The following is a 25,291-nucleotide window of genomic DNA, read 5'->3' as shown; positions in this document are numbered from 1 at the left end:
ACCAGCCTTCCTATATTTGCTGCGTTGCACAAAGAGATTCGATTTCTCGATATCACTGATTCTCGAAAGGAACAGTGCGCATCGGCTTGCCGCGGGAAAAACCGAGCGCAGCCGGTGCGGATGGAAAGGTCCATAATGAATTTTAAAGTTCCGAGCCGGCTTCGCCGCTTGCTTGTCGATTCTATCGAGCTGCCGCAGCTTAAGTTTCCGATGACGCAGCAGCAACCGCAGCCGGCACGCCGTCGCGTTTCCACGCGCCTATTGCCCCAGCGGCTGACGGAAGTTTTGTGGTTCGGCCGCAATCCCGGCAATCTGCGTATGTTCGAATATGTCCCGCTTGGTGTGAAAGGGCCGATGCCGCTCGTTGTTGTTCTGCACGGTTGTCACCAGAATGCCGAGGATTTCGATCGCGCGAGCGGCTGGACGGCACTTGCCCGTCAGCATGGATTTGCCGTGCTTTATGCGGAGCAAAAGGCCTCGAACAATCCCAATCTCTGTTTCAACTGGTTTCGCCCGAGCTTGGTCACACGCGACCGCGGTGAGCTCGGCTCCATCAGAGAAATGATCGATTTCAGCCGCCGGCTGCATGCGATCGATGACGGCAAGATCTTTGTCATGGGCCTTTCGGCAGGCGGCGCCCTGGCGGCCGCGTTGCTGGCAACCTATCCAGAACTGTTTGCCGCAGGCGCTATCATTGGAGGCCTGCCTTTCGGCGCTGCCCGCGATGCCCTGTCGGCACTTGATGTCATGAAACGCGGCTCAAGCCGCCCGGCTGAAAAATGGGGGGAGCTTGTGCGAGAAGTGTCCCCTGAGGCAGCTAGCTTTCCGGTCGTCTCCATCTGGCATGGCGATGCCGATGAGGTAGTGTCCTTCACCAATGCGGAAGCCTCCGTTGCGCAATGGCTCGCCGCACGTGAGCGTCCGCGCATCAAAGGTCGGCTGCGTCTTTTCGAGGGCGGCGAACGCCGAGAGTGGCGCGACGATTACGGCCATCTGATTTTGGAACTGGTGACGCTGACTGACTTCGGTCATGGTCTGCCGGTCGGCTCGAGCGTCGAAGGCTGGGAACCTGCCAATGACACTGAACGCTATATCTTGCCGGCTGCGCTGTCGGCGCCCGAAGAGCTTGTCAAAAGCTGGAAGCTCGCAGCCTGAGCCAGACCAGCGAAACCGTGTAACGGTTTCGCGCTGGGTAACCCTGCCTCAACCATCAATCGTCATTGGTGGCATTCAGGTTTTCCGGCCGAATGCCGTCATCGTCGGACCAGTGCTTGAAGCGAATGCCAGGACCACCCATGCCGTCACTCCCACCGGCGAGGAAAAGCACGCCGTGGCTCTCGAGGACGGAGCGGATAGCTGCAAGCGCCCTCATATCTGTCGGGTTGATTCCTGTTTCCAACGATTCGATAACGGAAACCGGCAGTTTGCTCTCGCTGGCAAGTGTCTCCACCGTCAGTCCGAGCATGGCGCGCGCGCCGCGCAATTGTGCTGAAGTAATCATAGGTTAACTCTATCGCATCGGCACGAAAAGCGGAACCGATTTCGCTCGAAAATCCCATAGCTGTTTAAAGGGCCTGGGCGCTTTTCTTCCGGACTTTGATCGCATCGCCGAATTTGGCATTTGTCGCCAGTTCTAGCGGGGTGGGGAAGGGATGGCCGAGCAGGTCGTAATAGATCTTCTCGGTCGCATGGGCCATACCGGCAATCGTATAGCCATTCTTTCGGCGGCGAGCCTCAGCAGTGAAACTTGCAAGCCGTGCCGGGTCAGCAAGCCTCGCCATCGCAGCTGCCAATGCTTCCGGATCGTCGCTGTTCGGCACGATGTATCCATTCTTGCCATGTTCCAGCACTGTGCGCGCGCCCCCGACATCGGCGAGCAGCAGCGGCTTACCCGCGGCGGCCGCTTCCAGCATCACATAGGACATGGCTTCATAGCGGCTGGGCATGACGACGACGTCGACAGAGTCGATGGCAGTCACGCCGGGTACGCTGCTATCGATTCTGGCACGATCTTCAAGCCCGGCTGCTCTAATCATGTCTCTCGTTGCATCGGCTAGCTCACCCATCCCGATCATCAGCAGATACGCTTGTGGCAAATAGGGTGCTATGCGGGCAAAAGCATGGACCAGACGCTCCGGCGCCTTCTGTCGCGTCATGCGCCCAACAAAGCCGAAGAGCAGGGCATCCTGTGGAATGCCATAGCGTCTGCGAAGGGCCGTCCGCTGGCTGATGGGCGGTGCATTCACGCCGTTGACGACGACGCGCAGGCGTTTTTCCGGGATGCCGAGCGACAGGGCATGATCATATTCGTCCTGCGAAACGCAGATGAGCCGATCCGTCAGAAAAGCCCCCAGAAGACGCTCGATGCCCCCATAGATCAGACGGCCTTTCGAACCCAGCGTCGGATCCATGGTGCGAAAGGCATGCGGTGTGTAAAGAACAGGCACATGTCGTCCCGGCAGCCGCAAGCGCGTAAGAGCGCCGGCCTTTGAGCTGTGGCCGTGGATCAGATCGAAGGGTCCATGAATGGCGGAGAGCTTGCGGAGCTGCCACCATGCCGTCAGATCCCAAGGACCGGGAGCACGCCGCATGGCAAGCGGAATGACATTGTCCAGCCCCATATTTTCCAGCTCAGTGACGAAGGCGGGCTCGGCGCGCACAGGGGAATAGACGGCGGTCACGAAATGGCCGCGATGTTGCATGGCCCGGCACAGATCGAGAAAATGTCGTCCGGAACCGCCGCCGCTCGGTTCGAGAACCTGCAGCAACGACAGGCGTTTGACGCTGGTGCGAATGTTCACCGCGCAGTTTCCCTTCTGCTCAAATCACGTTGATATTTTTGCTCCAGGGCGCCGCAGCCCCAGACGATGCCGATCAGCATGTAAAGATGGCGCCAATGATCGGTATCGATGACGTTGCCGATGCCGACATGGCCGAGAATGACGATCCAGGCGATCATCAGATAGGGTTGCCAGGGGCGCTCCCTTAGAAGGTTGCGGAAGCCGATATAGATGGTCCAGCAGATCATGCTGATCCAGGTTACGAAGCCGAGCCAGCCATAGGTGGTCAGCGTCTTCAGCCAGGTATTGTGTTCGTCTTCGCGGAAGATCTGGCCGAAGACCAATGGCCCAATGCCGAAAGGCCGTTCCATGGACATTTGGAAGCCGATGCTGTGGCGCTCGAAACGGCCGAGGTGCCCGCCGTCATAGCTCTGAACTAGCTGGAGGCGCGTCGAAAACAGGTCACTGACCTGCGGAAATTGCAGTGCGACGGCGAGCAGCACGACCATGAGGATGATGGCCGCCAGCGACATCACCAGAATGCGCAGCCGGAAGGTATTGCTGCGGTGCTTCAGCAACATGCAGAAGATCAGCATCACCGAGGTGAAGGCGAAGAGAGCCCAAGCGGCGCGGGAGAAAGACAGGAAAATGCCGAAGGCGAGCACGAACAGGCAGATGCCCTTGATCGGCGCCTTTTTCAGGTCTCCGATCAGCAAGCCGTGCATGAGATAGAGGCTTGGCGCCACGAGATAGGGGCCGAAGACGTTCGGATCCTGGAACGCACCCATGGCGCGGTCGTAGCGGGTGAAAATGTCGAACCCCGGCACGGCATGGAAGTAGCCGAGGATGCCGAGACTTGCGGTGATCAGCGCTGCCACGACCCAGGTATTGAAGATCAGCTTCAGCCGCTTTTCGTTATCCTCGGTGATGGCAGCATAGAAGACGGCGCTCAACGCTAGAAAGGTCGAGACCGCGATATAGATCGGGCCATCGAGATGATTGCCAGCGGCGAGGTCATGCATCTGCGTGATCGAGAGCATCCCGCCGACATTGAACGTCAGGAACAGGGCCAGAAGCGGCGCGACGCTGCGCGAGATTTTCAGCCCGAGGATGAACCATGTGCCGATGAGAAAGGCGAGCCACAGCTCATAAGGTGCCGGCTCCGCAATGACGAAACCCGACAGGAATACGCCCACGGCAACGCTCGCCGTACCAATCAGCCGCAATGCGGCAAGCTGTGGCTGCGCAATGCGGGGTGATGGCAGATCGACCGCGCTCAATAGGCATTTTCCGTATTGAGCAGACGGAACGGCGTCAGAAACAGGATTTTCAGATCGAACAGCAGCGACCAGTTCTCGATGTAATAGAGATCGTAGGCCGTGCGGAACTTGATCTTGTCGTCGCTGTCGATCTCGCCACGCCAGCCGTTGATCTGCGCCCAGCCGGTCACGCCCGGCTTTACGCGATGGCGCGCGAAGTAACCTTCGACCACGTCGGCATAGGTGCGGTTATGGCTGGCGGCAAGCACGGCATGCGGTCGCGGGCCGACGAGCGAGAGGCTGCCGAGCAGCACGTTGAAGAGCTGCGGCAACTCGTCGATCGACGTCTTGCGGATAAAGCGTCCGACGGGGGTCACGCGCGGATCGTTCTTGGTTACGGCGTTGCGGGCTGACGGATCGCTCATATGCGTGTACATCGAGCGGAACTTGAACACGTTGATGATCTCGTTGTTGAAGCCGTGGCGCTTCTGCATGAAGAATACCGGGCCCCTCGAGGTCGCCTTCACGGCGATCGCGGCCCCCAGCATGATCGGCCAGACAAGGGCGAGCGCGACCACGCTGAAGAAGATGTCGAAGATGCGCTTGGCAACGCCATCCCAGTCCCGGATCGGCTTGTTGAAGATGTCGAGCATCGGCACGGCGCCGACATGCGAATAGGCGCGGGGGCGGAAGCGCAGCTTGTTGGCATGCGCCGCCAGTCTGATATCGACGGGCAGCACCCAGAGCATTTTCAGCAATTGCAGAATGCGGTCTTCGGCGCTGATTGGCAGCGCGATGATCAGCATGTCGATGCGCACGAGCCGCGCGAACTCGACCAGTTCCGCCACCGTGCCGAGTTTCGGATAGCCGGCCACCATGATGGGAGAACGCTTTTCGCCGCGATCGTCGAAGATGCCGCAGATCCGGATATCGTTGTCTGGCTGATGTTCGAGGGCGCGAATGAGTTCCTTGGCCGGTTCGCCGCCGCCGACGATGACGGCGCGCCGTTCCATGACGCCGTTGCGGGCCCAGTGGCGGATGCCATAGGCGAAAAGCAGGCGCGCCACGAGAAGGAAGCCCGCACCGGCCGCGAACCAGAGAGCGAGAAGGGGGAGAGAATAGATATTATTGATGTCGAACGGGAGCAGGGCGATGACCATGACCGCGAAGGCCGCAGCCCAAGCCCCGAGAATCCTGTGCAGGAAATGATGAGGCGAGCGCAGGACCGGGATCTGATAGGCATCAGCAATCTGCAGGAAGACAATGGCAAGGCCGCAGAGCGCGATCGTCACCACGCCCTTCGACACGAAAGGATGATTGTCCGATGTGCCGAAAAGGAGAATCGCCAGCCCGAACGCGAGCAGCGACAGAAATTCGAACAACCGATATTGTCCGACGATGATAGACGGAGACTGGTTGGTTTCGCGAAACTGTTCGGCGATCTGCCGCGCATAGGCATTCATTCCGCCAGGGCGGTCGCCCGGCGTCTCACCGGCACCACGCGTGCGTATTTCTGAAACCTGCTTGCGAAGATTGTCCAAGTTGAACTGCTCGGACTTTTCGGTAGTGTTCATGACAACTTATCCGGTCGTTACCGGACAAGGCCTACCAGATATCAGCTAAGAAACACTTACAACACTTGGCTGTATTCTAACTGTCGCTATCCAGGCCAAGTATATTTTGATACAGGTGCAAAGTATCCCGTGCCATGGCAGAGGCGGAAAAAATCGTTCGGATCGTCCCGATATCGGGCATGTTGCGGGCGCCCCATTGCGGTTCCGTGATCGCTTGCGCCATTATGCGTGAGAGGTCGTCGGCATCTTCCGGCTTGGCGAGTGCAGGGCTGTTTTCGCCAAGTGCTTCCGCAACGCCGCCGACCCGCGAGGCAATCACGGTCTTCCCGGCTGCGAGTGCTTCCAGAACGATATAAGGCATGGCTTCGGCGCGCGAGGGAACCACGACATTCTGGGACACCGCGAAGGCTTCCTGCACGCGCATGGCCGGCAGCATTCCAATGCGGTGGCCGAGGCCCCGCTCGACCATCATCCGGTGATATTTGTCTCTGTCCGGCCCGTCGCCGATCATCAGAGCGGAAAGCGGCCTGCCGATCCGCCGTTCCGTTTTCGCAAAGGCGTCTACAAACAGATCGGGACCTTTGAGGTCCCGCAGCATGCCGATATAGACGAAGTGCACGGAGTCCGATCGCGTCGGTATGATCCGGAAATCTCTTTCGCTGATGCCGTTATAGATCATCACCGAACGGGTGCGCGGTTTGCCGATCTTTGCTTCATAGGTGCGGCGTTCAAAATCACAGATGAAGATCAGCCCGTCGGTCAAAAATTCCAGCATCCGTTCCATGCTATGGACAAGCACGCCCTGGAAGGAGTGACGGGGAAAATGCAGGCTTCCGCCATGCGCGGTATAAAGGCGGGCTACGCGATACCTATTGACCCGCAGGATCGAGCCGAGAACGCGCGCAAGCAGGCCGCCCTTGGCGCCGTGCCCGTGCAGCACATCCGGCCGCAAGCTCTTGATTTTCTTGTAACTACTCCAAAGTGTGGCAGCATCCGAGAGGGTAATTTGCCGTCGGATCGGCAGACGGACGACACCGAGAGCCAGAAACGGCGCGATATCGTCGAACAGACGATCCTCATGCTCACCGCCCGTCAGGCTGTCGCAAAGTATGCCGACCTGGTGGCCCGCTTTGCTCTGTTCCTCCGCCAAATCGCGAACATGGCGGAAGACCCCGCCGACCGGGGACCTGAAGCAATGAAGGATTCGAAGCGGTCGGGCCATGAGCGGTCGCGGTTAGAACAACCGCTCTCTGACATAGATGGTGTCGCCTGCCAGAACCGGATCGGAGATGCCGACCCGCCCCGTCATGACATGACCGTTGATCTTGCGGGTGACGTCCGCGTTGGATTGGTTCGCCCGGCTGGTAAAACCGCCTGCAACTGCAATGGCATTCTGGATTGTCATGCCCGGAACGTAGGAGTACTGGCCCGGCTGCCCGACTTCACCCATGATGTAGACGGAGCGATAGCGGTCGATGTCGATGGTGACGTCGGGATCGCGAATGTAACCCTGGCGAAGCTTCTGTGCGATCTGGCCGGAGAGCTGCTGCAGCGTCCGGCCGCGAGCAGCAACCTGACCGATCAGCGGGAAGGCGATATAACCGGCTTGATCGACCGTATAGGTGTTGGTCAGGCCGGCTTGATCGAACACGGTAACGCGCAACCGATCGCCACTATCCAGCGTATAGGGCTGGATCGTGGCCTCATTGAAGGCCTTGGGAGCCGGTTGATAGGTATTGCAGCCGGTGAGCGCGGCGCTCACGGCAGCCATGCCGAGTGCAAGGACAATCTTTGGCTTTGCGAAGGGCATTTCGCGCTCGTTGGAAAGGGAAGGACACTGCCGTCGTTATCGATCCGTTAGGGTTAACGGTCGGTAAAGAGCAAATGAAAATTCGGGAAAAAATTAGCGACATCAAAAATAATGCTGACGAAATACTATTAACGCTTGGGTTACTATAGTCGTTTACGATTAATTCCGGCTTTCTATTACGGAGTTTTGCATATGTCCGGTGTCAACAGCACCCAGCAGGATGTGGACATCGATCTCGCTCAGCTCTTTCGCGCTGTGTGGCAGCGGCGGGTGCGCGTTGTCGCCATCACGCTGGCCGGCGCATGCGCGGCATTTGCAATTGCCAAGGTCATGGCGCCGGAATATCGCAGCGAAGCCCGTATTCTCATTGAGCAGCGTGCGCCGGCCTTCGCAACGACGACGTCTGGCAATGATGCCGGTGCGGGACCTCTACTGGACGAGCTTAACATTGCCAGCCAGGTGCAGATCCTGCAGTCGGCGGATCTGGTGAAGCAGGTCATTTCCAATCTCAAACTCTATGACCGGCCCGAATTCTCCGCCGGCAATAATAGCTCCGCGATCTCGGATATCCTGATCAAGCTGCATCTGAAGCAACCGGCGGCCGATAAGGCTCCGGAAGAGCGGATGCTGGATGCTTTCACCAGCCGGCTGCAGGTCTATCAGATCAACAGCTCGCGCGTGATCGGCATCAGCTTCACGTCCCGCAATCCGGACCTTGCCGCCAGCGTGCCGAATGCCATGGCGCAGGTCTATCTGTCGATGCAGAGTGGCGCCAAGCTCGATTCCAACAGCGAGGCAACCCGCTGGCTGGAGCCGGAGATCGCCAAGCTGCGCGATAAGGTCAGCGAGGCCGAAAGGAAGGTCGCCGATTATCGTTCCGCCAATGGACTTCTGCAGACCAGCCAGAACAGCAATTTCGCCACGCAGCAGCTTGCGGATATTTCAACACAGCTGGCGCAGGTGCGCGGCGACAGAGCCAATGCCGAGGCGAGGGCGCAGGCGGTGCGCAGCGCGCCGTCCAGCGGCCGTTCCACCGATACGCTTGCCGATGTCGCAGGATCGCAGACAATTCAGCGGCTGAAGGCGACCCAGTCGAACCTCGAGTCGCAGATCTCCGATCTCTCCACGACGCTGATGGATGGGCATCCGCGGCTGAAGAGCCTGCGGGCACAGCTTGCCGATATCCGCCAGCAGATCGACCGCGAGACGCAGAGGATCCTGGCAAGCATCGAGAATGAAGCAAAGGTGGCGCAGCTGCGCGAGCAGCAGCTCCTAGCGCAATCGAATACTCTCAAGGCCGATAGTGCCCGGGCAGGGGAGAACGAAGTCGGCCTGAACGCGCTGGAACGCGAAGCTGCTGCCGAGCGGCAATTGCTCGAAACCTATCTTGCGCGGTATCGCGAAGCAGCATCTCGAGTCGACAAGAATTCCAGCCCTGCGGATGCACGCATCGTTTCAACTGCGGTCGAACCGGTCGATCCTTCTTTCCCGAAGGTCGGCCCGATTGTCGTCGTTGCTACGCTTGCCACCTTCATCCTGACGGCCATCGTCATAATGCTCTCCGAGCTGTTCAGCGGCCGCGCATTGCGCCCTGTCGGACTTGCCCGCAAGGAAGATGACGCCGTGCGAGAGATAGCGAAGCGTACCCCAACCGTCGCCGCGCCAGTTCCGCTTCCATCTGTTGCACGCGCAAGCAATGTCGAGGTGCCCGCAAGCATGCTCTCCGTCCCCGCAGAGGAAATCCCGGTTCAGGCTGCCAATACCTTAACTGCTCCGGAGGCGACGATCGCAGTGGGTACCGCAATTGCTCCGGAGCGCGAGCCGAAGCAGGCTGCCCAGGCTGTTGAGGAGGAGGAAGATTTTTCCATCCAATCCGTCGCGGACTATCTGATCGATAGTGGCTCGCGACTTGCCATCGCGATATCTCCGACGGGTGACAGCGGCTCGACTGCAACCGTGATGCTGGCGCGAACCATCGCCGATGCAGGCTGCCGCATCGTGCTGGTCGACATGACCGGCACAGGATGTCCCTCGAGGCTGATGGCCGAGCACGATGAACTTCCCGGTGTGACCGATCTGCTCTGCAGCGAAGCAGCCTTTGGCGATACGATCCATCCGGATCGTCTGTCGGATGCCCATCTCGTTCCGCAGGGCATGAGCGATCTTGCCCGTGCCATGCGCGGTGCCGACCGTCTGTCGCTGATCCTCGACGCCCTGAACTCGGCCTATGATATCGTTCTCGTGGAGTGTGGCGCGGCCGAGGTCTCCGGTGTTGCGCGGCTGACGCGCAGCAAGGAGACGGAAATCATCCTCTCCATGCCGGAGCCCAACGAAAGCCAGTTCATTGCTGCCATGACGGAGTTCCAGAAAGCCGGCTACGAGCACATCATCCTGATGTCAGGCTGGCGCGAGGAGCATGATCCGGATACGCGCCGGGACGCCGCCTGATCAATCCCCAGCGTTGCCATCATCCGCTGCGGCGCCGGCTGCACGCCGCGCCCGCAGCCGCTGGATGAGGGAATAGAGCTTTTTATTGGACTTGATCGCCACTTTCGTACGCGTCATGCCCCGGCTCGCCATTGCCGCGAGGCGTCCCACGGCTGAAACCGGCAGGAAAAGATCATGCTGCACCGTTTCCATCGGGCACCAGGAACGCTTGTAAATCTGGTCGCCGATGCCGAAGTCGAAAAGTGCGATGCCTTCGCGATGCAGCCGCTCGATCATCAGCCAGAATAGCAATTCGCCGGGGCTTGCCTCTGCAACCAGAGCCTCGTCGATAGAGGCAAACTGGCAGATGACGTGGTCCCCCTTGCGGGAGAGGGCGGCAATGGCCGGCACGTGGCCCTCGTGTTCGCCTTTCAGCTGGAGCGCATGTATCTGCAGCGTCGAATCGGCCGTGCCACTTTCGCGCCGACGCAACATTGCATGCAGCGCCGCCTTGATCCGCGCATCTTTGAAGGCGTCAGGCAAACCGGCCCCCCTGAAGCGGGCCGCCTTCTGCCGGAAAAACAGATCGAGAAGCGCATCCTGCTGGTCGGCACCGGCGATCACATATTCATAGCCGCCCTGGGCGTCGAGAATCCGGCTCTGATGCTTGAATTTCTTTCGCCGTCGTTTGGCATTCACCTGTTTCAGGCTTGCTTCGAAATTGGCGAGGAAGGGCAGTTGGAAGGCATGGTTCTGGTTTTCGATCGACCTCAGCGAGGTGAGGGGGCTTGCTCGCCCTCGCCATTCGAGCGGAATATTGCGCAGGATGACAACATCAACCTTGCCGCGCAGCGCAGCGGATATGGCGTTTACCTGAACGGGGGTCAACGGACCGTTCGCCAGGAACTCGGCCGAAAACAGACCGGTATTAATATTGTTGTGGTGGCCTCCGATGAACTCGGCTCGTCTTGTTCCACGACTATGGATGATCTCGAGCGGAAGGATGAAGGCGACGCGATCTCCGATGGAGCCCCTGACGATGGCGAGAGGATGTCCAAAGTTCTCCACCCAGGCTGCACACCAGTCATAGCTCTGGTGCAGCGAGTTGAGATTGTCCTTCTCCAGAGCACGCCATTCGGCTTCAAGCGGCGCCATGCTGTGGAAGATGTCGACCTGCAGATGAACGGCAGCCGTAGGTTCCATCCCGATCGACGCAATCCGCTTATCGGCTGCGGCGGCGATGCCGGCGATATCTCGCGTCTGGGTCTGCATCCGATCTTCTCCGCTCCGGCGGTATTCGGACGCAGTCTGGCGGGCAACGGCTTATTTTTGGCTTAAGATGGGACACCGTCGTCTGGCAGGTGCGGATCAGGGTTAGCCTAATGTAAATCGCGCCGGGGCGAGCATTATTGCGGGCGCGGCCCGGCCATCCATTTGATGATGCCCATTGCCGGCAGCACCCAGATGATGCCGCTGAAAAAGAAATACAGGAAATGTACCCAGCCGGGTTGATCTGCAAGCGTTCGCACTGCAACGATCATGGCAACGATCGCATAGATTGCAACCAGCAGCACGAGCAGGATCATGCCTATGAATTTGCGCAGGCGAAGGGGCACGGGGTTTTCTCCTCATTATGACAGCACGCCGCGACGGCATGCCGCAAACTCCCGGGACTTGTTTTGCACGCCCCTATCGGGCAAATCAACAGCCTGATCGAAGGGAGAAGCCATGGCTGCCGCAAATTTTACGACCGAACAGGCGATTTTGAAGGAAGTGGCCCGTCAGGACCGCAATCGTCGCGCCATCCGCATATGGCTGGCCTGCGTGCTTCTCGTTCTCTTCGGTCTGGTGCTGGTAGGAGGTGCAACGCGCCTCACCAATTCCGGCCTATCGATCACGCAATGGCAACCGATCCATGGCGTGATCCCGCCGCTGAATGCGCAGGAATGGCAGGACGAATTCGATCTCTACAAGCGCATCCCGCAATTCCAGATCCTGAACAAGGATATGACGGTCGAGGAGTTCAAGGGCATCTTCTGGTGGGAGTGGGCGCATCGTCTGCTTGCCCGCACCATCGGTATCATCTTCGGCCTGCCGTTGCTGTTCTTCGTTGTGACGGGCCGCGTCGAGCGCAAGCTCTGGCTGCCGCTTGCCGGCATTTTTCTGCTCGGCGGCCTTCAGGGTGCGATCGGCTGGTGGATGGTTTCCTCGGGGCTCGAAGCACGCACCGACGTCAGCCAATACCGTCTTGCCACCCATCTCGTAACCGCCTGTCTGATCTTCGCCGCCTGCATGTGGTTCATGCGCGCCCTGTCCCCTCATTCGAACGAGCCGCCGCCGACGCGGCATTCGGCGAAACTCGCCAGTCTCATCGCCTTGATGGCACTCTTCCAGATCTATCTCGGCGCGCTCGTCGCCGGCCTCGATGCGGGCCTCAGCTACAATACCTGGCCGCTGATGGATGGCGCCGTCGTGCCGAGTGATCTTTTCATACAATCGCCGGCCTGGATCAATTTCTTTGAAAACCCGAAGACGGTCCAGTTCGTTCACCGTCTCGGTGCCTACGCGCTCTTCGTCGTCGTCGCCATCAATATGATCATCTCACTGCGTGCGGCGGCGCAAACGACCCACGCGCGCCGGTCCGTCGTTCTCTTCGTTCTTGTGCTGATCCAGGCGATCCTCGGCATTTCGACGCTGCTGCTGCACGTGCCGCTGCATTTGGCCTTGGCGCATCAGGCCGGCGCCCTGATCGTCTTCGGCTTCGCGATTGCCAATTGGCGCGGTTTCTATGGCGAATTACCGCGCCAGACATCGATCGTCGTAAGAGATTGAGGCGCATTGCGCCTCAATCCTTTTAGCGCGCGGAAGCGAAGCTTGCCGCCGACGACATCCGCGAGACCACTTTCAACCGCTTGATTTCACCACGCCGGAAGGCGGCCAGGAAGCGGTTGTAGTCCTTGAAGACCACGCAGCCATTCGATTCGCCACGACCGCCTCTGAGCATGTAGGTGTGAGCCAGCAGGCCGTCGCGGCCATAGACGCGGGCGCCGTTTGCGGGTGTCAGGCGCAGCGCCTGCACGCCATGGAACAGGCTTTCTCTGTAAGTCAGGTTATAAGTTTCAGGAGGCGTCGGGCCGGTATTCTTGCGGTCGACATAGCGGGGATTGTCGCGCATGTGGCCGAGGCCGGAATGGGCCTCAAGGCGCTCGCCGCTCGGCAGATAAACGGTCTTCGCTTCGATGTCATAGATCGCTGTGCCCGGTCCGGGGCTGATTGCGGCAAACGGGTTGATAAAGGGCTTCGTCTTGCGAACGGAGCTGTCATCCGGATCGGCGTAGGCCATCATGCGCGATGGCGGCTGTGCGGTCGTTTCGCTGTTCGTTGCCCGGGCGATGGCGCTTGTGGCGCTGGTGCGTTGCACGGGCGTTTCCCGGGCGGGACGTGCCGCGGGGATGACGTTCAGCACGGCCTCGGCCACCGCAATATCGGCGTCTTTCGCAGGCACCGGCTTTGCTTCCGCAATGGCGGGCAGGCTGACCTCAGGAGCCGCGGAAGCGACCGCCGCCGGCTGCTCTGTGGTGTTCAGGGGGCCTGCGGCCGGCATCAGAGCTGTGGTATATTTTGCCTGGCTCAACGATTGCATGGCAGTTGCGAAATTGATAGCGATCACCTTGCGCAAATGGGCGATCGTCTCGGGCGAAGCCGCTGCCACTTCGAGACGGCCGCTCTTGATGCTGGCCGCTGCAATCTGAGCCTGCTTCATATCGGATGTCTGTTGGATGAGGGCATGTGCCAGTTGCGCACGAACCGCATCCGTCCCGCCGGCTTTCGTTTGAACCTCCGCAGTGGCGATGTTGCCGAAGCGGCTTTGTCCATGCAGCGAAGTGGTCTGGCTCGCATAGCGGGTAGGGTGCGCTACGTAGCTTTGCGGAACGATGAAGGCCGATGCTCGCGGTGCCAGGAAGCTGTCGGTCGATGTCGCCGCGCCGGGAAGCGATAGCACCATCGATTGCGTCGTCATCAGCGTCGCCGCGACCCAGGCGAAAGCCGCGACTGCGACGCCGGTGGCCAGGGTGCCAGGACGGATGCTGAAGGATTTTTTCGATCGCGAGGCGTAGCCGGAGCGCGAATTGAAGTTACCGAACGTTTCGGTCACGAACGCCATGATACTCGTTATCCAAACTACACAGACACTGAACCGGCTCAAGAACGCACACGCGCCCTAACGCGAAAGTCGCGTTCGGTCGCCAACTTGCCGGCTGTCTGGAAGCATGCCGAATTATGGTAACCAATTCCTTTACGATGGCTCATTCTTGGATATTCATTGAAAAAAGGGATAGTTTTAAACGTCCCGCCCATTCGGACCAGCAAAGCCGTTAAGAGCCAATTCGGCCGACAATTGGCCGCAGGCCCAACGGTTGTTCACTTTTCCGTGTAGGTTCGGCTAATTTAGAGCAACGGCAAAAATAAGGCCGGGTACGGCAGCGGAGCCCAAATTGCGCAAAACTACTTTTGACGTGAAAAGGCCCGGCCCGAATAAACAGGCCGGGCCCATTGAATTTCAATCCACGTTGGATTGAACTACGCGCTCAGCATCAAGTCCATGTTCTGCACGGCCGCACCCGATGCGCCCTTGCCGAGATTGTCGAGCAGGGCAACGAGATTGACCTGCGCGCCACCTGGCGTGCCGAAGACGAAGAGCTTCATCGTGTCCTTGCCGGCGAGCTCGACGGCGTTGACGCGGGGCAGGGCGCGGCTCTCATCGAGCGAAACGACCTGAACGATATCCTGACCGGCATAATGGTCGACGAGTGTGGCATGAATGCTCTCCAGCGTCGCGCCTTCCGCGAGATCGCCGAGATGCAGCGGCACCTGCACGATCATGCCCTGAGGGAAGCGGCCGACGGAGGGCGAGAAGATCGGTGCGCGCTCCAGCAGGCCGTGTGTCGTCATCTCCGGGACGTGCTTGTGGGTCAACGACAGGCCGTAGAGGAAATGCGGCGCGGTGATTGCATCCGGATGATCGGGATTTTCCATCTGTGCGATCATCTGCTTGCCGCCGCCGGTGTAGCCGGACACTGCATTGACCGTCACGGGATAGCCCGTCGGAAGGATGCCCGCGGCGCGCAGCGGCCGGATGACACCGATCGCACCCGTGGGATAGCAGCCGGGATTGGCGACGAAACGCGCCGCCTTGATCTTGCTGCCTTGGTTGCTGTCCATTTCGGCAAAGCCATAGGCCCAGTCGGGATGGATGCGGAAAGCCGTCGAGGTGTCGATGACGCGGACATTGTTGTTGCCCGCCACCATCTTTACCGCTTCCTTCGACGCATCGTCTGGCAGGCAGAGGATGGCGATATCGGCGCTGTTCAGCATGTCCTCGCGCATGGCGGCGTTGCGGCGTTCGGCTTCGGGAATAGACAGTAGCTCGACATCGCGGCGGTCGGCCATGCGCGTGCGGATCTGCAAGCCCGTGGTTCCGTGTTCGCCATCGATGAAGATTTTCGGTGCCATCTTATTCCTGCTCTTTCAATAGGTTGAAAATGTTTCCGGACTCAGTTTGCCATGCAGTTGATTCAATTTCATAACGACTGCTGCGGAAGCAGAAGGACGGCTTTCGAAAACCGCCTCGCCTATCCCGAAATCATGTCTCAGCGACTGCTCGCATGCCGTTCGGCGTGGAGACCGAGCATATACATCGCCACGGTCGCCCCCGCAATGGCGGTGATGTCGGCGTGGTCGTAGGCGGGCGAGACTTCGACGACGTCGGCACCCCGGATATCCAGCTGATGCAGCCTTTGCAGCACCGACAGGATCTTGGCGCTGGAAGGGCCGCCCGCGACCGGCGTTCCCGTGCCCGGAGCAAACGCTGGATCGAGGCAATCGATATCGAAGGTCAGATAGGTCGGTGCGCCCTTGGTATGCGAGATGATCGTCGAGGCGATATCGCTGGCGCTCATATCTTCGATCTGATTGCCATAAAGGATCTGGATACCAAAATCCTCGGGCGCGTGCGTGCGGATGCCGATCTGGATGGAGCGGTCGGGGTCGATCAGACCGTCGCGTACGGCGCGCGCAACGAAGGAGCCGTGGTCGATACGCTTGCCGTCGTCGTACCAGGTATCCTGATGGGCATCGAACTGCACCAGTGCCAGCGGCCCGTGCTTGGCAGCATGTGCCTTCAACAATGGCCATGTGACGAAGTGATCGCCGCCGAGTGTCAGCAGGAAGGCGCCGCTGTCCAGGATCGTGGCCGCCTGTCTTTCGATTGCGGCGGGTGTCTCCTGATGATTGCCGTAATCGAGCAGGCAGTCGCCATAGTCGATGACGGCCATCTCGGCGAAGAGATCGCGATTGAACGGATATTGCGGATCATTGTCGAAGATGGCCGACGCACGGCGGATCGCCTGCGGTCCGAAACGCGTTCCCGGCCGGTTCGAGGTGGCGGCATCGAAGGGGATGCCCCAGACCGCGGCGTCGACACCATCAAGCGATTTGGTGAAGCGGCGGCGCATGAAGGACAACGCGCCGGCGAAGGTCGGATCGCTCGCAGCCGAGGTCAGGCTTGCTGCGGTAAAGGCGTGGTCAATCGATGTGCTCGGCAAGGCCCTCTCCTTTGCTCGCCTGAAAGTCGTAGGCGCGTTCTATCCTGCCTATGCGGACCTTGTATTCTTCATACCAGCGCTCGCGCCCGAGTTTCTGCGCGGCCAGATGCGACACCACGTTCTTCCAGGCGAGGATGCTTTCCTCGTCCCGCCAGAACGAGTTGGTGATGCCGAAACCATCGGCACCTCTCGCGCTTTCGAGCCCAAGAAAGCCGTCCTGTGCCCTTGCCAGTTCCTCCATGCGCTCACCCATAGAGCCATAGCCGTTATCGCCTCCGGTGCGGAGCGATGCGAATGTGACGATGTAATAGGGCGGCTCGGGAGTGGGCGCGAAACGCGATGAAGTACTCTTGCTCATGGTGTTTCTCTGGAGAGCGGTCAATCTGGAAATTCAGGCTGCAATTGTAAGCCAAGATCCGGCGACTATTTGCCCAATCTAACGGTGCATTGATATGCCTTTTTCACACAGGCGATCTGCGGCGTGGAACACTCGGCCTGCCCATCGGTCACGACACAGTAGGAGCAGCTGTCGTTGAATTCGCGGCAGTCGGCATTTGTGTGGAGAAAATCCTTCATGCTCTGCATATCCGCCGTCATTTCCGCAGGTGGAGCGGGCTGGGCATCGTCGCACAAAGCGGGTGCGGTGCTCGCGATCAAAAGCAGAAGCGAAAAGATGAATCCACGCATTGAACTCTCCCGGTGCTTGTATCGGAACTTTGCCACAAAACGCGCCGCTTGCCTCGGTGGCTCCGCATCTTTTCTTATGTTGCAAAAAAAAGGCCGGGAAAACCCGGCCTTTCCAAAAATCCGATCTCGGATAAGCGATTAACGCTTGGAGAACTGGAACGAACGACGTGCCTTTGCGCGGCCGTACTTCTTACGCTCGACGACGCGGCTGTCGCGGGTCAGGAAGCCACCCTTCTTCAGGACCGAGCGCAGGCCCGGCTCGAAGTAGGTGATTGCCTTGGACAGGCCGTGACGAACGGCACCGGCCTGGCCGGAGAGGCCGCCGCCGGCTACGGTTGCTACGATGTCGAACTGGCCGTCACGGGCAGCAGCGACGATCGGCTGACGCAGGATCATCTGCAGAACCGGACGGGCGAAGTAAGCCGTGTAGTCCTTGCCGTTGACGATGATCTTGCCAGAGCCGGCCTTTACCCAAACGCGGGCTACGGCGTCCTTGCGCTTGCCGGTCGCGTAGGAGCGGCCGAGCGAGTCAACCTTGCGGACGTGAACAGGAGCAGCAGCTGCTTCCGACGTCGTGCCGAGGTCCTTCAGGGAGGAGAGGTCAGCCATTATCAGGCGCTCCTTACGTTCTTCTTGTTCAGCTTGGCGACGTCGAGGACGACCGGCTGCTGGGCTTCGTGGGGATGGTTGGAGCCGGCGTAGACGCGCAGGTTCTTCATCTGGCGACGGCCGAGCGGACCGCGGGGAACCATGCGCTCGACGGCCTTCTCAACGACGCGCTCCGGGAAGCGGCCTTCGATGATCTGCCGAGCCGTACGCTCCTTGATGCCGCCGGCATAACCGGTGTGCCAGTAGTAAACCTTGTCTTCGTACTTCTTGCCGGTGAAGACGACCTTATCGGCATTGATGACGATGACGTTGTCGCCGTCGTCGACGTGCGGCGTGAAGGTGGCTTTATGCTTGCCGCGCAGACGCATTGCGATGATAGAAGCGAGACGGCCAACGACAAGCCCTTCGGCGTCGATGAGAACCCACTTCTTCTCCACCTCTGCAGGCTTCTGGGAGAAGGTTGCCATGTTGCATACTCTCTTTTAGGACCCTTGGCCCGAAGGCGTCTGGGCGTTTCTTGTTGCTTGGTTTGGCGCGCATGGATGCGTGCCAAAAAGAAAGCAGCCCGGAAAGGCTGCAATCTGCGGCGGCTTATAGATCGATTAAGGACCTGGGTCAATATCGTCGGATTGGCGGACTGTAAAAATTACAATGTAAAATCAATGTGTTGATTATGTGGTAATATAAAACCACATAAATTATCGTCAACCCAGCCGTAAAACCAACACTCCACCGGCAATAATGGCGCCGGCAATATAGCGCCAGATGCTGGACCGCTCCTTCAGAACGACGACAGATATCACCAAAGCAAAAAGGATTGAAGTCTCGCGCAAGGCGGCGACCATGGCGACCGGCGCCTTGGTCATCGCCCATAATGCCAGCCCGTAGGAGGCGATCGAACCGCCGCCGCCGATAAGCCCGCGCCACCAGTTATAGCGGACGTGGGCGGCGACGGCATTGAGACCGCGTTGCGATATCGCCCAGGAAAATAGGAGGATGGGCGGCAGAAGCGCCATCCACAGCGTATAGGACACTGAATTGCCCGACGCCCGCGCGCCGATGCCATCGACATAGGTATAGGTCGCGATAACAACGGCATTGGCGAGGGCGAGAACGATCGCCCGGCGGCTGCCCTTTCGGGCCTCGAGCGCGAGCGTCAATATGCCGGCGCAGATGGTCATGGTTCCGATCAATGCGCCTCCCGAAAGAGTTTCCTTCAGGATGAAGCTGCTTGTCGAGACGATGATGAGGGGCGCTACACCGCGCATCAGCGGATAGACCAACCCGATATCGCCGGCACGATAGGCGGCCGCCACAAGTTGGAAATAGGCAAATTGCAGGATGGCCGAGGCGCCGATGAAAGGCCAAGCGGCGGAGGCTGGCAGAGGCAGAAACGGCAGCAGGGGAAGGGCCGCGACCGCGCCGCCGGCGGAGACCAATGCGGCATCGAGCGATTTATCGGTACCTGCCTTGATGATCGCGTTCCACGTCGCATGCAGCAGAGCCCCGAAGAGGACGAGCGCGATAACGTCGAGAGACACGGAAAACCTCGCGATTTGACAGGCATGTGGCAGCATTTGGCATTTTGTGGGAATGCGGTCTCCATATGATCCGCAATGCATCGAAAAGCAACGAAATATCGATAATTATGAAGGCTTGTTCCGCCTGCGGTGACGACATTAATATTGAGAGTTGCGTTTTTGTTGTGTTCTAAATCATTCGTTTTATCATTATAAATAACTAATTTATTGGAGTATAAAGCGCGAACAAATATTGCATGTCCTGTGAACGCGAGAGTAGCATTAGACAGTTCTTACTTAAAAACGACAGGGCGCTTTGGCGACCATGCCGCTACTTGCTGTCCCGGATAAGAGGTCGTCATAAAGTCGGTGTTCGGCAATCCGCATGACTGCAGATTTCATCATGTGCATAATTCTACAGTGGCTGAAAAATATTACAGTTAGCGACCGTCGCTGCCGATCAGGAACGTATAAATAGTTTACGTTCAAAGTATAGCATCGAGAAACCGGTAGATTTTCATATGCATATCATCGCGCGAGCGCGAAAATTATTCTGTGGAAAAATTATGAAGTAACTATAGTCCTCCATGTTCCTCATCAGTTCTCATCTGAATTCCTTGCTCATGCGAATTTCCTAAATTACATGTGAATAAATGGTGAACAAAGATTGCATGTCCGGAGAACGCCGGTGAGTTGTTCCAAAATGTTCTTGAAAGCGCTTTGAAGAGCCAACCCAGCAAAGCCTCGCTGCACCTGCGCGGAGGCTTGCGGTGCCGAAAGTGCGCAGTGCTGTATGCACTCATTGGTTGTGCTCAGTGGCTGATGTTGCGAGCGCATGAATGTCCGCCACCTTCAGTTTGGGCGTACTTCGATCAGCGTCGGAAAATCAAAAAGTCATCATCCAGGTCTGTCGTCGGCCGGCATACATAGACTGGACACGACGCTCGATCCTTGGTGGGCAGATAGTCCTGATAGGCATAAAAGCCCTGATCGCATGCTCTGCTGTCGGCAACATAGCGATCATAAAGCGTCATCTTCGGCGTTCTCTTAGCAGGATAGCGCATAATGACCGCACGCTCCCGATTGATGACAGCCCTCGCTTCGGCACAGGTCATGGACATGGAATTGTATCGCGAGATAGCCAGGGCCGGCGTCGCGGCCGATGTAACGAGCAGGCCCAGCAGGATGAATTTTTTCATCTGAGTAATCCTCTCTGAAGTTGCTATAATACAATGTATATACGCGAAGACCGCCATTGCGGTTTCCGTATTTGCGACAAAACGAAAGTGTGATCGGAGCGGGAGGCTTCGTGATGAACCACGACAGTTATGACGATTCCTATATAGCCGATATCCTCTTGTCCGTAAGGACCATCGCGCTCGTCGGCGCTTCGCCTAATCCCGCTCGTCCGAGCAACGGTGTGATGGCCTATCTCCTGAACAAAGGCTACCGCGTTATCCCCGTTAATCCCGGGCAGGCCGGCAAGGAAATTCTTGGACAGTGGGTTTATGCGCGCTTGGCCGACATCCCCGAACCTGTAGATATGGTTGATGTTTTCCGCGCGCCCGAATATCTCCGGTCGGTGGTGGAAGAGACGATCATGATCGAGCCGCGGCCACCCGTCATATGGGGGCAGCTTGGCGTGCGTGACGACGCCGCCGCGGCGCGAGCGGAGGCGGCGGGGGTTAGGGTCGTGATGGACCGATGCCCGGCTATCGAATATCCACGTCTGGTCGCCTGATCTGGGATCATGCGTGATCGAAGCCATTCGGCGGTTTATCGCGCGATCTCAGCAAAAGATGGCAAGTTTTTTCCGCAAGCTGAGAAGCGCGGCAAAGTTCGCGGTTAACTTTCATATGCCAGGCATTATGCTTGCCCGATCACGAGCAAAATCCGCCGGGAGGAAAAACATGCCAGCCAACAACCCAGGTTTCGACACGCTTGCAATCCATGCAGGCGGGCAGCCGGATCCGGCGACAGGCGCGCGCGCGACGCCAATCTACCAGACGACATCCTTCGTCTTTCAGGATGCCGATCATGCCGCCGCTCTGTTCGGATTGCAGCAGTTTGGCAATATCTATACCCGCATCATGAACCCGACACAGGCCGTGCTGGAAGAGCGGGTGGCTGCCCTCGAAGGCGGCACTGCGGCTCTCGCCGTCGCCTCCGGTCATGCAGCCCAGCTCCTCGTTTTCCACACCATCATGCAGCCGGGCGACAATTTCGTCGCGGCTAAACGGCTTTATGGTGGTTCGGTCAATCAGTTCGGGCAATCCTTCAAGAATTTCGACTGGCGGGTCCGCTGGGCTGATTCCGCCGATCCTGCGACCTTCGAAGCCCAGATCGATAGCCGCACGCGCGCCATCTTCATCGAAAGCCTTGCCAATCCTGGCGGCACCTTCGTCGATATTGCCGCGATTGCCGCTATTGCACATAAGCATGGCCTGCCGCTGATCGTCGACAATACGCTGGCCAGCCCCTATCTGATCCGACCACTGGAGCATGGCGCCGATATCGTTGTGCATTCTCTAACGAAATTCCTCGGCGGCCACGGCAATTCCATGGGCGGCATTATCGTCGACGGCGGCACTTTCGACTGGTCCGCTTCGGGCAACTATCCCATGCTGTCTTCACCGCGCCCGGAATATAACGGCATCGTGCTGCATTCGACCTTCGGCAATTTCGCTTTCGCCATAGCCTGCCGGGTGCTGGGCCTGCGCGATCTCGGACCGGCCATCTCGCCGTTCAATGCCTTCCTGATCCTGACCGGCATCGAGACCTTGCCGCTACGTATACAGCGCCATTCCGATAATGCGATCGCGGTCGCTCGTTGGCTGAAGGCGCAGGAGAAGGTCGCCTGGGTCAATTATTCCGGCCTTGAGGACGATCCTAATCACGCCCTGCAGCAGCGTTACTCGCCGAAGGGCGCGGGCTCCGTCTTCACCTTCGGTTTGAAGGGGGGATATGAAGCCGGCAAGGGGCTGGTCGAGGGCCTGCAGCTATTCTCGCATCTCGCCAATATCGGCGACACGCGCTCGCTCGTCATCCATCCCGCTTCGACCACGCATAAGCAGCTGAGCGACGAGCAAAAGATCGCCGCCGGCGCCGGCCCGGATGTGGTGCGCCTGTCCATCGGTATCGAGGATGTCACGGATATCATCGCCGATCTGGAGCAGGCGCTGGCGAAAATTTGAGGACGGCACCGCCAGGAAGCCGAAAAAGCAGCCGGGGTTCTTTGATCTCGGCACATTTCATGTTTGTCTCGGTCCGCGCTCGCGATCGGCGGTCGCGGACTTCTTCTATCTTGGCGAAACGTGGTCGACGGGGATCTAAGTGGCAACCTATGTGCAACTGAATGTCGATGGCGTTGAGCCAGAACTCGGAGCGCCCGCAGCGGATCGTCTCATTTCGGGTGCCCCGATCTTTCGCACATGGAACGTTGAAGAGGCCGATGGCGGCCTCTACGTCGGTATCTGGGAAGCAACCCCAGGCAAATGGAAGGTTGTCTACGACGAATGGGAATATTTCCATATCCTCTCCGGCTATTCCATTGTGACGAGTGAGGATGGCGAGGCTTTTCATCTGCGTACAGGCGACCGTCTTATCTTGCGGCCAGGCTTCAAGGGAACCTGGGAAGTTATTGAAACGACTCGCAAGGACTACGTGATCCGTCTCCGACGATCCTCTTGAATCAGAACATGAAGTTCGCGTTCATGCGTCCCTTGACGCGGCTCGTTTCATGCCGTTTCGCAATGGCCGCGATGATTGCCGCAGGTTGTGTCACTGCCGCTTCATTAAACTGTCATCAAACTGAAACAATGCGTCTTTAGAGCCAAGTCTGTCGCCGGGAGATTTCAGGCGGGGAGGACCGTTTACCATGGGAACCTCGCGCCGATCTTCTGCTCGCCATCCTTTCATTCACTTGAGGAAGTGAGTTTACCATGCTTAACCTGAAACTCCGTTCGCTTTGCCTGACTGCAGGCCTCATTGCGGCTATGTCCGCTTCGGCCTCCGCCGCCGACATCACGGGCGCTGGCTCGAGCTTCATTGCACCGGTTCTGTCCAAGTGGGCCGAAGGCTACAAGGCTGCGACGAACAATGTCGTCAACTATCAGTCGGTCGGTTCGGGCGCCGGCATCAAGCAGCTCCTCGACAAGACCATCGTATTCGGCGCTTCGGACAAGCCGATGAGCGACGCTGATCTCGAGAAGAACGGCATTGCCCAGTTCCCGATGATCTCCGGCGGCATCGTCGTTTCCTACAACGTCGAAGGCGTAAAGCCGGGCGAACTCGTTCTCGACGGCAAGACGCTGGCCGACATCTTCCTCGGCAAGATCGCTAAGTGGGACGATGCAGCCATCAAGGCTCTCAACCCGGAAGCAAAGCTGCCGTCCACGCCGATCTCGGTCGTTTACCGTGCCGACAGCTCGGGCACGACCTTCAACTTCACCGACTACCTGTCGAAAGTTTCGCCGGAGTGGAAGGAAAAGGTTGGCTCGAATACGGCTGTTGAATGGCCTGTTGGATTCGGCGCCAAGGGTTCGGAAGGCGTTTCCACCACCGTCAACCAGACGGCTGGTTCGATCTCCTACGTTGAATATTCTTACGTCGTCGCCAACCACATCGGCTTCGCGAAGATGAAGAACGCTGCCGGCAAGGTTATCGAGCCAAGCCTGGAAACCTTCAAGGCTGCCGCTTCCAACGCCGATTGGGCCAAGGCTAAGAACTTCAACCTGATCATCACCAATCAGCCGGGCGAAAAGAGCTGGCCGATTGCAGCCTCCACCTGGGTTCTGCTCTACAAGAAGCCGGCCGATGCTGCTAAGAACGAAGAGGCGCTAAAGTTCTTCAAGTGGTCCTATGAGCACGGCCAGAAGGACGCGGCCGCCCTGTCTTATCTTGCGGTCCCGGACAATGTTGTCGAGATCGTCGAGAAGTCTTGGAAGACGGACTTCGGCACGAAGTAATTTGTGCTAGGCGAGAAAGTTGCGGCGGACAGGGAATTTCCCTGTCCGCCTTTCGTGACAGGACAAGGGGAAATCGATGGCTGATGCGACTCAGATGGCTGGCTTCCAGGCTGTGAATACCTCCGCCGCCACCAGAAAATTCCGGATGCAGGATCGGATTTTCTATTTGATGACGCTTGGCTCGGCCATTCTTGTCGTGCTTATGCTGCTGGCAATTCTTATCGTTCTCGTCATCGATGCTTTGCCGACCTTCCAGACTTTCGGATTGTCGTTCCTTTGGGGCACGAAATGGAGCGCTCCCGCCGATATCTATGGCGCAGTGCCCGCCGTGGTCGGTACGCTGGTAAGTTCGTTCATCGCCATGCTGATTGCCGTTCCCCTGGGCATTGGCATCGCCATTTTCCTGACAGAGCTTTGCCCCGGCAGCCTGCGCCGTCCGATCAGCACGGCCATCGAGCTTCTGGCGGGCGTTCCCTCCATTATCTATGGCATCGTCGGCCTGTTCATTCTCGTGCCGCTGATGCAGAACTATATCCTGCCCTTCCTGATCGCGACGGTCGGCCAGGTACCGGTGATCGGCCTGCTGTTCCAGCCGCCGGCGCCGGGCGTCGGCCTGCTGACGGCAAGCCTCGTGCTCGCTGTCATGATCCTGCCCTTCATTACCGCGATCTCGCGCGACGTGTTCAGCACCGTTCCGCCGATGCTGCGTGAATCCGCCTACGGCATGGGCATGACCACCTGGGAAGTGGCTCGCCACATTCTGATCCCCTACACACGCCGCGGTCTCGTCGGCGGTATCATGCTCGGCCTCGGTCGCGCGCTTGGCGAAACCATGGCCGTCACCTTCGTTGTCGGCTCGGTGAGCCGCCTGCAGTCGTCGATCATCTCGCCGTCCACCACCATTTCCGCCCAGATCGCGAACAACTTCGGCGATGCCGACGGTCTACAATTGTCGAGCCTGATCGCGCTCGGCCTGCTCCTGTTCATCCTTTCCTTCTGCGTGCTTGCGCTGGCGAGATGGATGATCGGCCGAGGCGACTCGCACTGAGGAAA

General features: G+C 58.7%; 25 protein-coding genes. 8 read left to right on the top strand and 17 right to left on the bottom strand.

Going from position 1 to position 25,291, the window contains the following annotated elements; translation table 11 throughout:
• Window positions 1–135 precede the first annotated feature (135 nt).
• Window positions 136–1,155, top strand: coding sequence for an extracellular catalytic domain type 1 short-chain-length polyhydroxyalkanoate depolymerase (locus ACYJRZ_RS13105; RefSeq protein ID WP_459459311.1), 1,020 nt, complete (start codon window positions 136–138; stop codon window positions 1,153–1,155).
• Window positions 1,156–1,210: 55 nt separating this feature from the next.
• On the opposite strand, the gene ACYJRZ_RS13100 is transcribed toward ACYJRZ_RS13105, so the two are convergent.
• From ACYJRZ_RS13100 to ACYJRZ_RS13075, 6 genes are all read right to left on the bottom strand, one after another.
• On the bottom strand, window positions 1,211–1,501 hold the full coding sequence (locus tag ACYJRZ_RS13100; protein WP_459459308.1) for a helix-turn-helix domain-containing protein: 291 nt from the start codon (window positions 1,499–1,501) through the stop codon (window positions 1,211–1,213).
• Between the two features lie 64 nt (window positions 1,502–1,565).
• On the bottom strand, window positions 1,566–2,801 hold the full coding sequence (locus ACYJRZ_RS13095) for a glycosyltransferase family 4 protein (protein WP_459459306.1): 1,236 nt from the start codon (window positions 2,799–2,801) through the stop codon (window positions 1,566–1,568).
• Entirely contained in the window at window positions 2,798–4,060 is a 1,263-nt protein-coding gene (locus tag ACYJRZ_RS13090; RefSeq protein WP_459459304.1) for an O-antigen ligase family protein, read from the bottom strand. The genes ACYJRZ_RS13095 and ACYJRZ_RS13090 overlap by 4 nt, the downstream gene beginning before the upstream one ends.
• Window positions 4,057–5,613: an undecaprenyl-phosphate glucose phosphotransferase gene (locus ACYJRZ_RS13085; RefSeq protein WP_459459302.1), complete on the bottom strand. Its 1,557-nt coding sequence runs from the start codon at window positions 5,611–5,613 to the stop codon at window positions 4,057–4,059. Before ACYJRZ_RS13085 ends, ACYJRZ_RS13090 begins: the two co-directional genes overlap by 4 nt.
• Window positions 5,614–5,689: 76 nt before the next feature.
• Window positions 5,690–6,835 (bottom strand): glycosyltransferase, encoded by a 1,146-nt coding sequence (locus ACYJRZ_RS13080; RefSeq protein WP_459459300.1) that lies wholly within the window; start codon window positions 6,833–6,835, stop codon window positions 5,690–5,692.
• 12 nt (window positions 6,836–6,847) lie between these two features.
• Window positions 6,848–7,423: a polysaccharide biosynthesis/export family protein gene (locus ACYJRZ_RS13075; protein ID WP_112337566.1), complete on the bottom strand. Its 576-nt coding sequence runs from the start codon at window positions 7,421–7,423 to the stop codon at window positions 6,848–6,850.
• Window positions 7,424–7,615: 192 nt separating this feature from the next.
• On the opposite strand from ACYJRZ_RS13075, the gene ACYJRZ_RS13070 reads away from it, so the two are divergent.
• The gene (locus ACYJRZ_RS13070) at window positions 7,616–9,871 is read left to right on the top strand and encodes a GumC family protein (RefSeq protein ID WP_459459297.1); all 2,256 of its coding nucleotides are present in this window, start codon (window positions 7,616–7,618) and stop codon (window positions 9,869–9,871) included.
• Here the strand turns inward: ACYJRZ_RS13070 and ACYJRZ_RS13065 are convergent, their stop codons facing one another.
• Both ACYJRZ_RS13065 and ACYJRZ_RS13060 read right to left on the bottom strand, forming a co-directional pair.
• Entirely contained in the window at window positions 9,872–11,122 is a 1,251-nt protein-coding gene (locus ACYJRZ_RS13065; protein WP_459459295.1) for a GNAT family N-acetyltransferase, read from the bottom strand.
• Between the two features lie 134 nt (window positions 11,123–11,256).
• On the bottom strand, window positions 11,257–11,466 hold the full coding sequence (locus ACYJRZ_RS13060) for a DUF2842 domain-containing protein (protein WP_047627098.1): 210 nt from the start codon (window positions 11,464–11,466) through the stop codon (window positions 11,257–11,259).
• 112 nt (window positions 11,467–11,578) lie between these two features.
• Here ACYJRZ_RS13060 and ACYJRZ_RS13055 point away from each other — a divergent pair, with 112 nt between their 5' ends.
• Window positions 11,579–12,682, top strand: coding sequence for a COX15/CtaA family protein (locus tag ACYJRZ_RS13055; RefSeq protein WP_459459293.1), 1,104 nt, complete (start codon window positions 11,579–11,581; stop codon window positions 12,680–12,682).
• 22 nt (window positions 12,683–12,704) lie between these two features.
• On the opposite strand, the gene ACYJRZ_RS13050 is transcribed toward ACYJRZ_RS13055, so the two are convergent.
• The 9 genes from ACYJRZ_RS13050 to ACYJRZ_RS13010 all read right to left on the bottom strand — a co-directional run bounded on the left by ACYJRZ_RS13050 (window position 12,705) and on the right by ACYJRZ_RS13010 (window position 20,470).
• On the bottom strand, window positions 12,705–14,015 hold the full coding sequence (locus ACYJRZ_RS13050) for a DUF2778 domain-containing protein (protein ID WP_459459292.1): 1,311 nt from the start codon (window positions 14,013–14,015) through the stop codon (window positions 12,705–12,707).
• A 416-nt stretch (window positions 14,016–14,431) separates the two neighbouring features.
• The gene (gene argC / locus ACYJRZ_RS13045) at window positions 14,432–15,364 is read right to left on the bottom strand and encodes an N-acetyl-gamma-glutamyl-phosphate reductase (RefSeq protein WP_459459291.1); all 933 of its coding nucleotides are present in this window, start codon (window positions 15,362–15,364) and stop codon (window positions 14,432–14,434) included.
• A gap of 137 nt (window positions 15,365–15,501) precedes the next feature.
• On the bottom strand, window positions 15,502–16,455 hold the full coding sequence (speB, locus tag ACYJRZ_RS13040) for an agmatinase (RefSeq protein WP_459459290.1): 954 nt from the start codon (window positions 16,453–16,455) through the stop codon (window positions 15,502–15,504).
• Window positions 16,436–16,813 (bottom strand): antibiotic biosynthesis monooxygenase family protein, encoded by a 378-nt coding sequence (locus tag ACYJRZ_RS13035; RefSeq protein WP_459459289.1) that lies wholly within the window; start codon window positions 16,811–16,813, stop codon window positions 16,436–16,438. The genes speB and ACYJRZ_RS13035 overlap by 20 nt, the downstream gene beginning before the upstream one ends.
• Window positions 16,814–16,878: 65 nt before the next feature.
• Window positions 16,879–17,142 (bottom strand): hypothetical protein, encoded by a 264-nt coding sequence (locus tag ACYJRZ_RS13030; protein WP_459459288.1) that lies wholly within the window; start codon window positions 17,140–17,142, stop codon window positions 16,879–16,881.
• 138 nt (window positions 17,143–17,280) lie between these two features.
• Window positions 17,281–17,751 carry a 30S ribosomal protein S9 gene (rpsI, locus tag ACYJRZ_RS13025; RefSeq protein ID WP_069616279.1) on the bottom strand — a complete coding sequence of 157 codons (471 nt, stop codon included), beginning with the start codon at window positions 17,749–17,751 and terminating at the stop codon, window positions 17,281–17,283.
• Between the two features lie 2 nt (window positions 17,752–17,753).
• Window positions 17,754–18,218: a 50S ribosomal protein L13 gene (gene rplM, locus ACYJRZ_RS13020; RefSeq protein ID WP_004122374.1), complete on the bottom strand. Its 465-nt coding sequence runs from the start codon at window positions 18,216–18,218 to the stop codon at window positions 17,754–17,756.
• Window positions 18,219–18,455: 237 nt separating this feature from the next.
• A complete protein-coding gene (locus ACYJRZ_RS13015; protein ID WP_459459287.1) occupies window positions 18,456–19,292 on the bottom strand; it encodes an EamA family transporter in 837 nt (278 codons plus the stop codon).
• 851 nt (window positions 19,293–20,143) lie between these two features.
• Window positions 20,144–20,470 (bottom strand): hypothetical protein, encoded by a 327-nt coding sequence (locus ACYJRZ_RS13010; protein ID WP_459459286.1) that lies wholly within the window; start codon window positions 20,468–20,470, stop codon window positions 20,144–20,146.
• Between the two features lie 113 nt (window positions 20,471–20,583).
• Between ACYJRZ_RS13010 and ACYJRZ_RS13005 the strand changes: the two genes are divergently transcribed.
• From ACYJRZ_RS13005 to pstC, 5 genes are all read left to right on the top strand, one after another.
• Window positions 20,584–21,012: a CoA-binding protein gene (locus ACYJRZ_RS13005; RefSeq protein ID WP_459459285.1), complete on the top strand. Its 429-nt coding sequence runs from the start codon at window positions 20,584–20,586 to the stop codon at window positions 21,010–21,012.
• A gap of 169 nt (window positions 21,013–21,181) precedes the next feature.
• Complete coding sequence (locus tag ACYJRZ_RS13000; RefSeq protein WP_459459284.1) at window positions 21,182–22,465, top strand: O-acetylhomoserine aminocarboxypropyltransferase; 1,284 nt, start codon at window positions 21,182–21,184, stop codon at window positions 22,463–22,465.
• Between the two features lie 139 nt (window positions 22,466–22,604).
• Window positions 22,605–22,961, top strand: a complete 357-nt coding sequence (locus ACYJRZ_RS12995; protein ID WP_459459283.1) for a cupin domain-containing protein — start codon at window positions 22,605–22,607, stop codon at window positions 22,959–22,961.
• Window positions 22,962–23,212: 251 nt separating this feature from the next.
• Window positions 23,213–24,238, top strand: coding sequence for a phosphate ABC transporter substrate-binding protein PstS (pstS, locus tag ACYJRZ_RS12990; protein ID WP_459459282.1), 1,026 nt, complete (start codon window positions 23,213–23,215; stop codon window positions 24,236–24,238).
• Window positions 24,239–24,314: 76 nt separating this feature from the next.
• Window positions 24,315–25,286: a phosphate ABC transporter permease subunit PstC gene (gene pstC / locus ACYJRZ_RS12985; protein ID WP_459459281.1), complete on the top strand. Its 972-nt coding sequence runs from the start codon at window positions 24,315–24,317 to the stop codon at window positions 25,284–25,286.
• Window positions 25,287–25,291 lie beyond the last annotated feature (5 nt).

It is taken from the genome of Rhizobium sp. No.120 (genome assembly GCF_054558365.1).
The sequence above is the reverse complement of the archived record's forward strand: the minus strand, read 5'-3'. Positions and strand labels throughout refer to the sequence as shown.

Bases quoted from the DNA above. Each gene is read 5' to 3' on its own strand.
- argC (WP_459459291.1), bottom strand. From the start codon at position 15,364: ATGGCACCGAAAATCTTCATCGATGGCGAACACGGAACCACGGGCTTG.
- ACYJRZ_RS13085 (WP_459459302.1), bottom strand. From the start codon at position 5,613: ATGAACACTACCGAAAAGTCCGAGCAGTTCAACTTGGACAATCTTCGC.
- ACYJRZ_RS13105 (WP_459459311.1), top strand. From the start codon at position 136: ATGAATTTTAAAGTTCCGAGCCGGCTTCGCCGCTTGCTTGTCGATTCT.
- ACYJRZ_RS13005 (WP_459459285.1), top strand. From the start codon at position 20,584: ATGAACCACGACAGTTATGACGATTCCTATATAGCCGATATCCTCTTG.
- ACYJRZ_RS13050 (WP_459459292.1), bottom strand. From the start codon at position 14,015: ATGGCGTTCGTGACCGAAACGTTCGGTAACTTCAATTCGCGCTCCGGC.
- rplM (WP_004122374.1), bottom strand. From the start codon at position 18,218: ATGGCAACCTTCTCCCAGAAGCCTGCAGAGGTGGAGAAGAAGTGGGTT.
- ACYJRZ_RS13065 (WP_459459295.1), bottom strand. From the start codon at position 11,122: ATGCAGACCCAGACGCGAGATATCGCCGGCATCGCCGCCGCAGCCGAT.
- ACYJRZ_RS13055 (WP_459459293.1), top strand. From the start codon at position 11,579: ATGGCTGCCGCAAATTTTACGACCGAACAGGCGATTTTGAAGGAAGTG.
- ACYJRZ_RS13000 (WP_459459284.1), top strand. From the start codon at position 21,182: ATGCCAGCCAACAACCCAGGTTTCGACACGCTTGCAATCCATGCAGGC.
- pstS (WP_459459282.1), top strand. From the start codon at position 23,213: ATGCTTAACCTGAAACTCCGTTCGCTTTGCCTGACTGCAGGCCTCATT.
- ACYJRZ_RS13070 (WP_459459297.1), top strand. From the start codon at position 7,616: ATGTCCGGTGTCAACAGCACCCAGCAGGATGTGGACATCGATCTCGCT.
- ACYJRZ_RS13075 (WP_112337566.1), bottom strand. From the start codon at position 7,423: ATGCCCTTCGCAAAGCCAAAGATTGTCCTTGCACTCGGCATGGCTGCC.
- ACYJRZ_RS13080 (WP_459459300.1), bottom strand. From the start codon at position 6,835: ATGGCCCGACCGCTTCGAATCCTTCATTGCTTCAGGTCCCCGGTCGGC.
- ACYJRZ_RS13010 (WP_459459286.1), bottom strand. From the start codon at position 20,470: ATGAAAAAATTCATCCTGCTGGGCCTGCTCGTTACATCGGCCGCGACG.
- pstC (WP_459459281.1), top strand. From the start codon at position 24,315: ATGGCTGATGCGACTCAGATGGCTGGCTTCCAGGCTGTGAATACCTCC.
- ACYJRZ_RS13035 (WP_459459289.1), bottom strand. From the start codon at position 16,813: ATGAGCAAGAGTACTTCATCGCGTTTCGCGCCCACTCCCGAGCCGCCC.
- ACYJRZ_RS13030 (WP_459459288.1), bottom strand. From the start codon at position 17,142: ATGCGTGGATTCATCTTTTCGCTTCTGCTTTTGATCGCGAGCACCGCA.
- rpsI (WP_069616279.1), bottom strand. From the start codon at position 17,751: ATGGCTGACCTCTCCTCCCTGAAGGACCTCGGCACGACGTCGGAAGCA.
- ACYJRZ_RS13100 (WP_459459308.1), bottom strand. From the start codon at position 1,501: ATGATTACTTCAGCACAATTGCGCGGCGCGCGCGCCATGCTCGGACTG.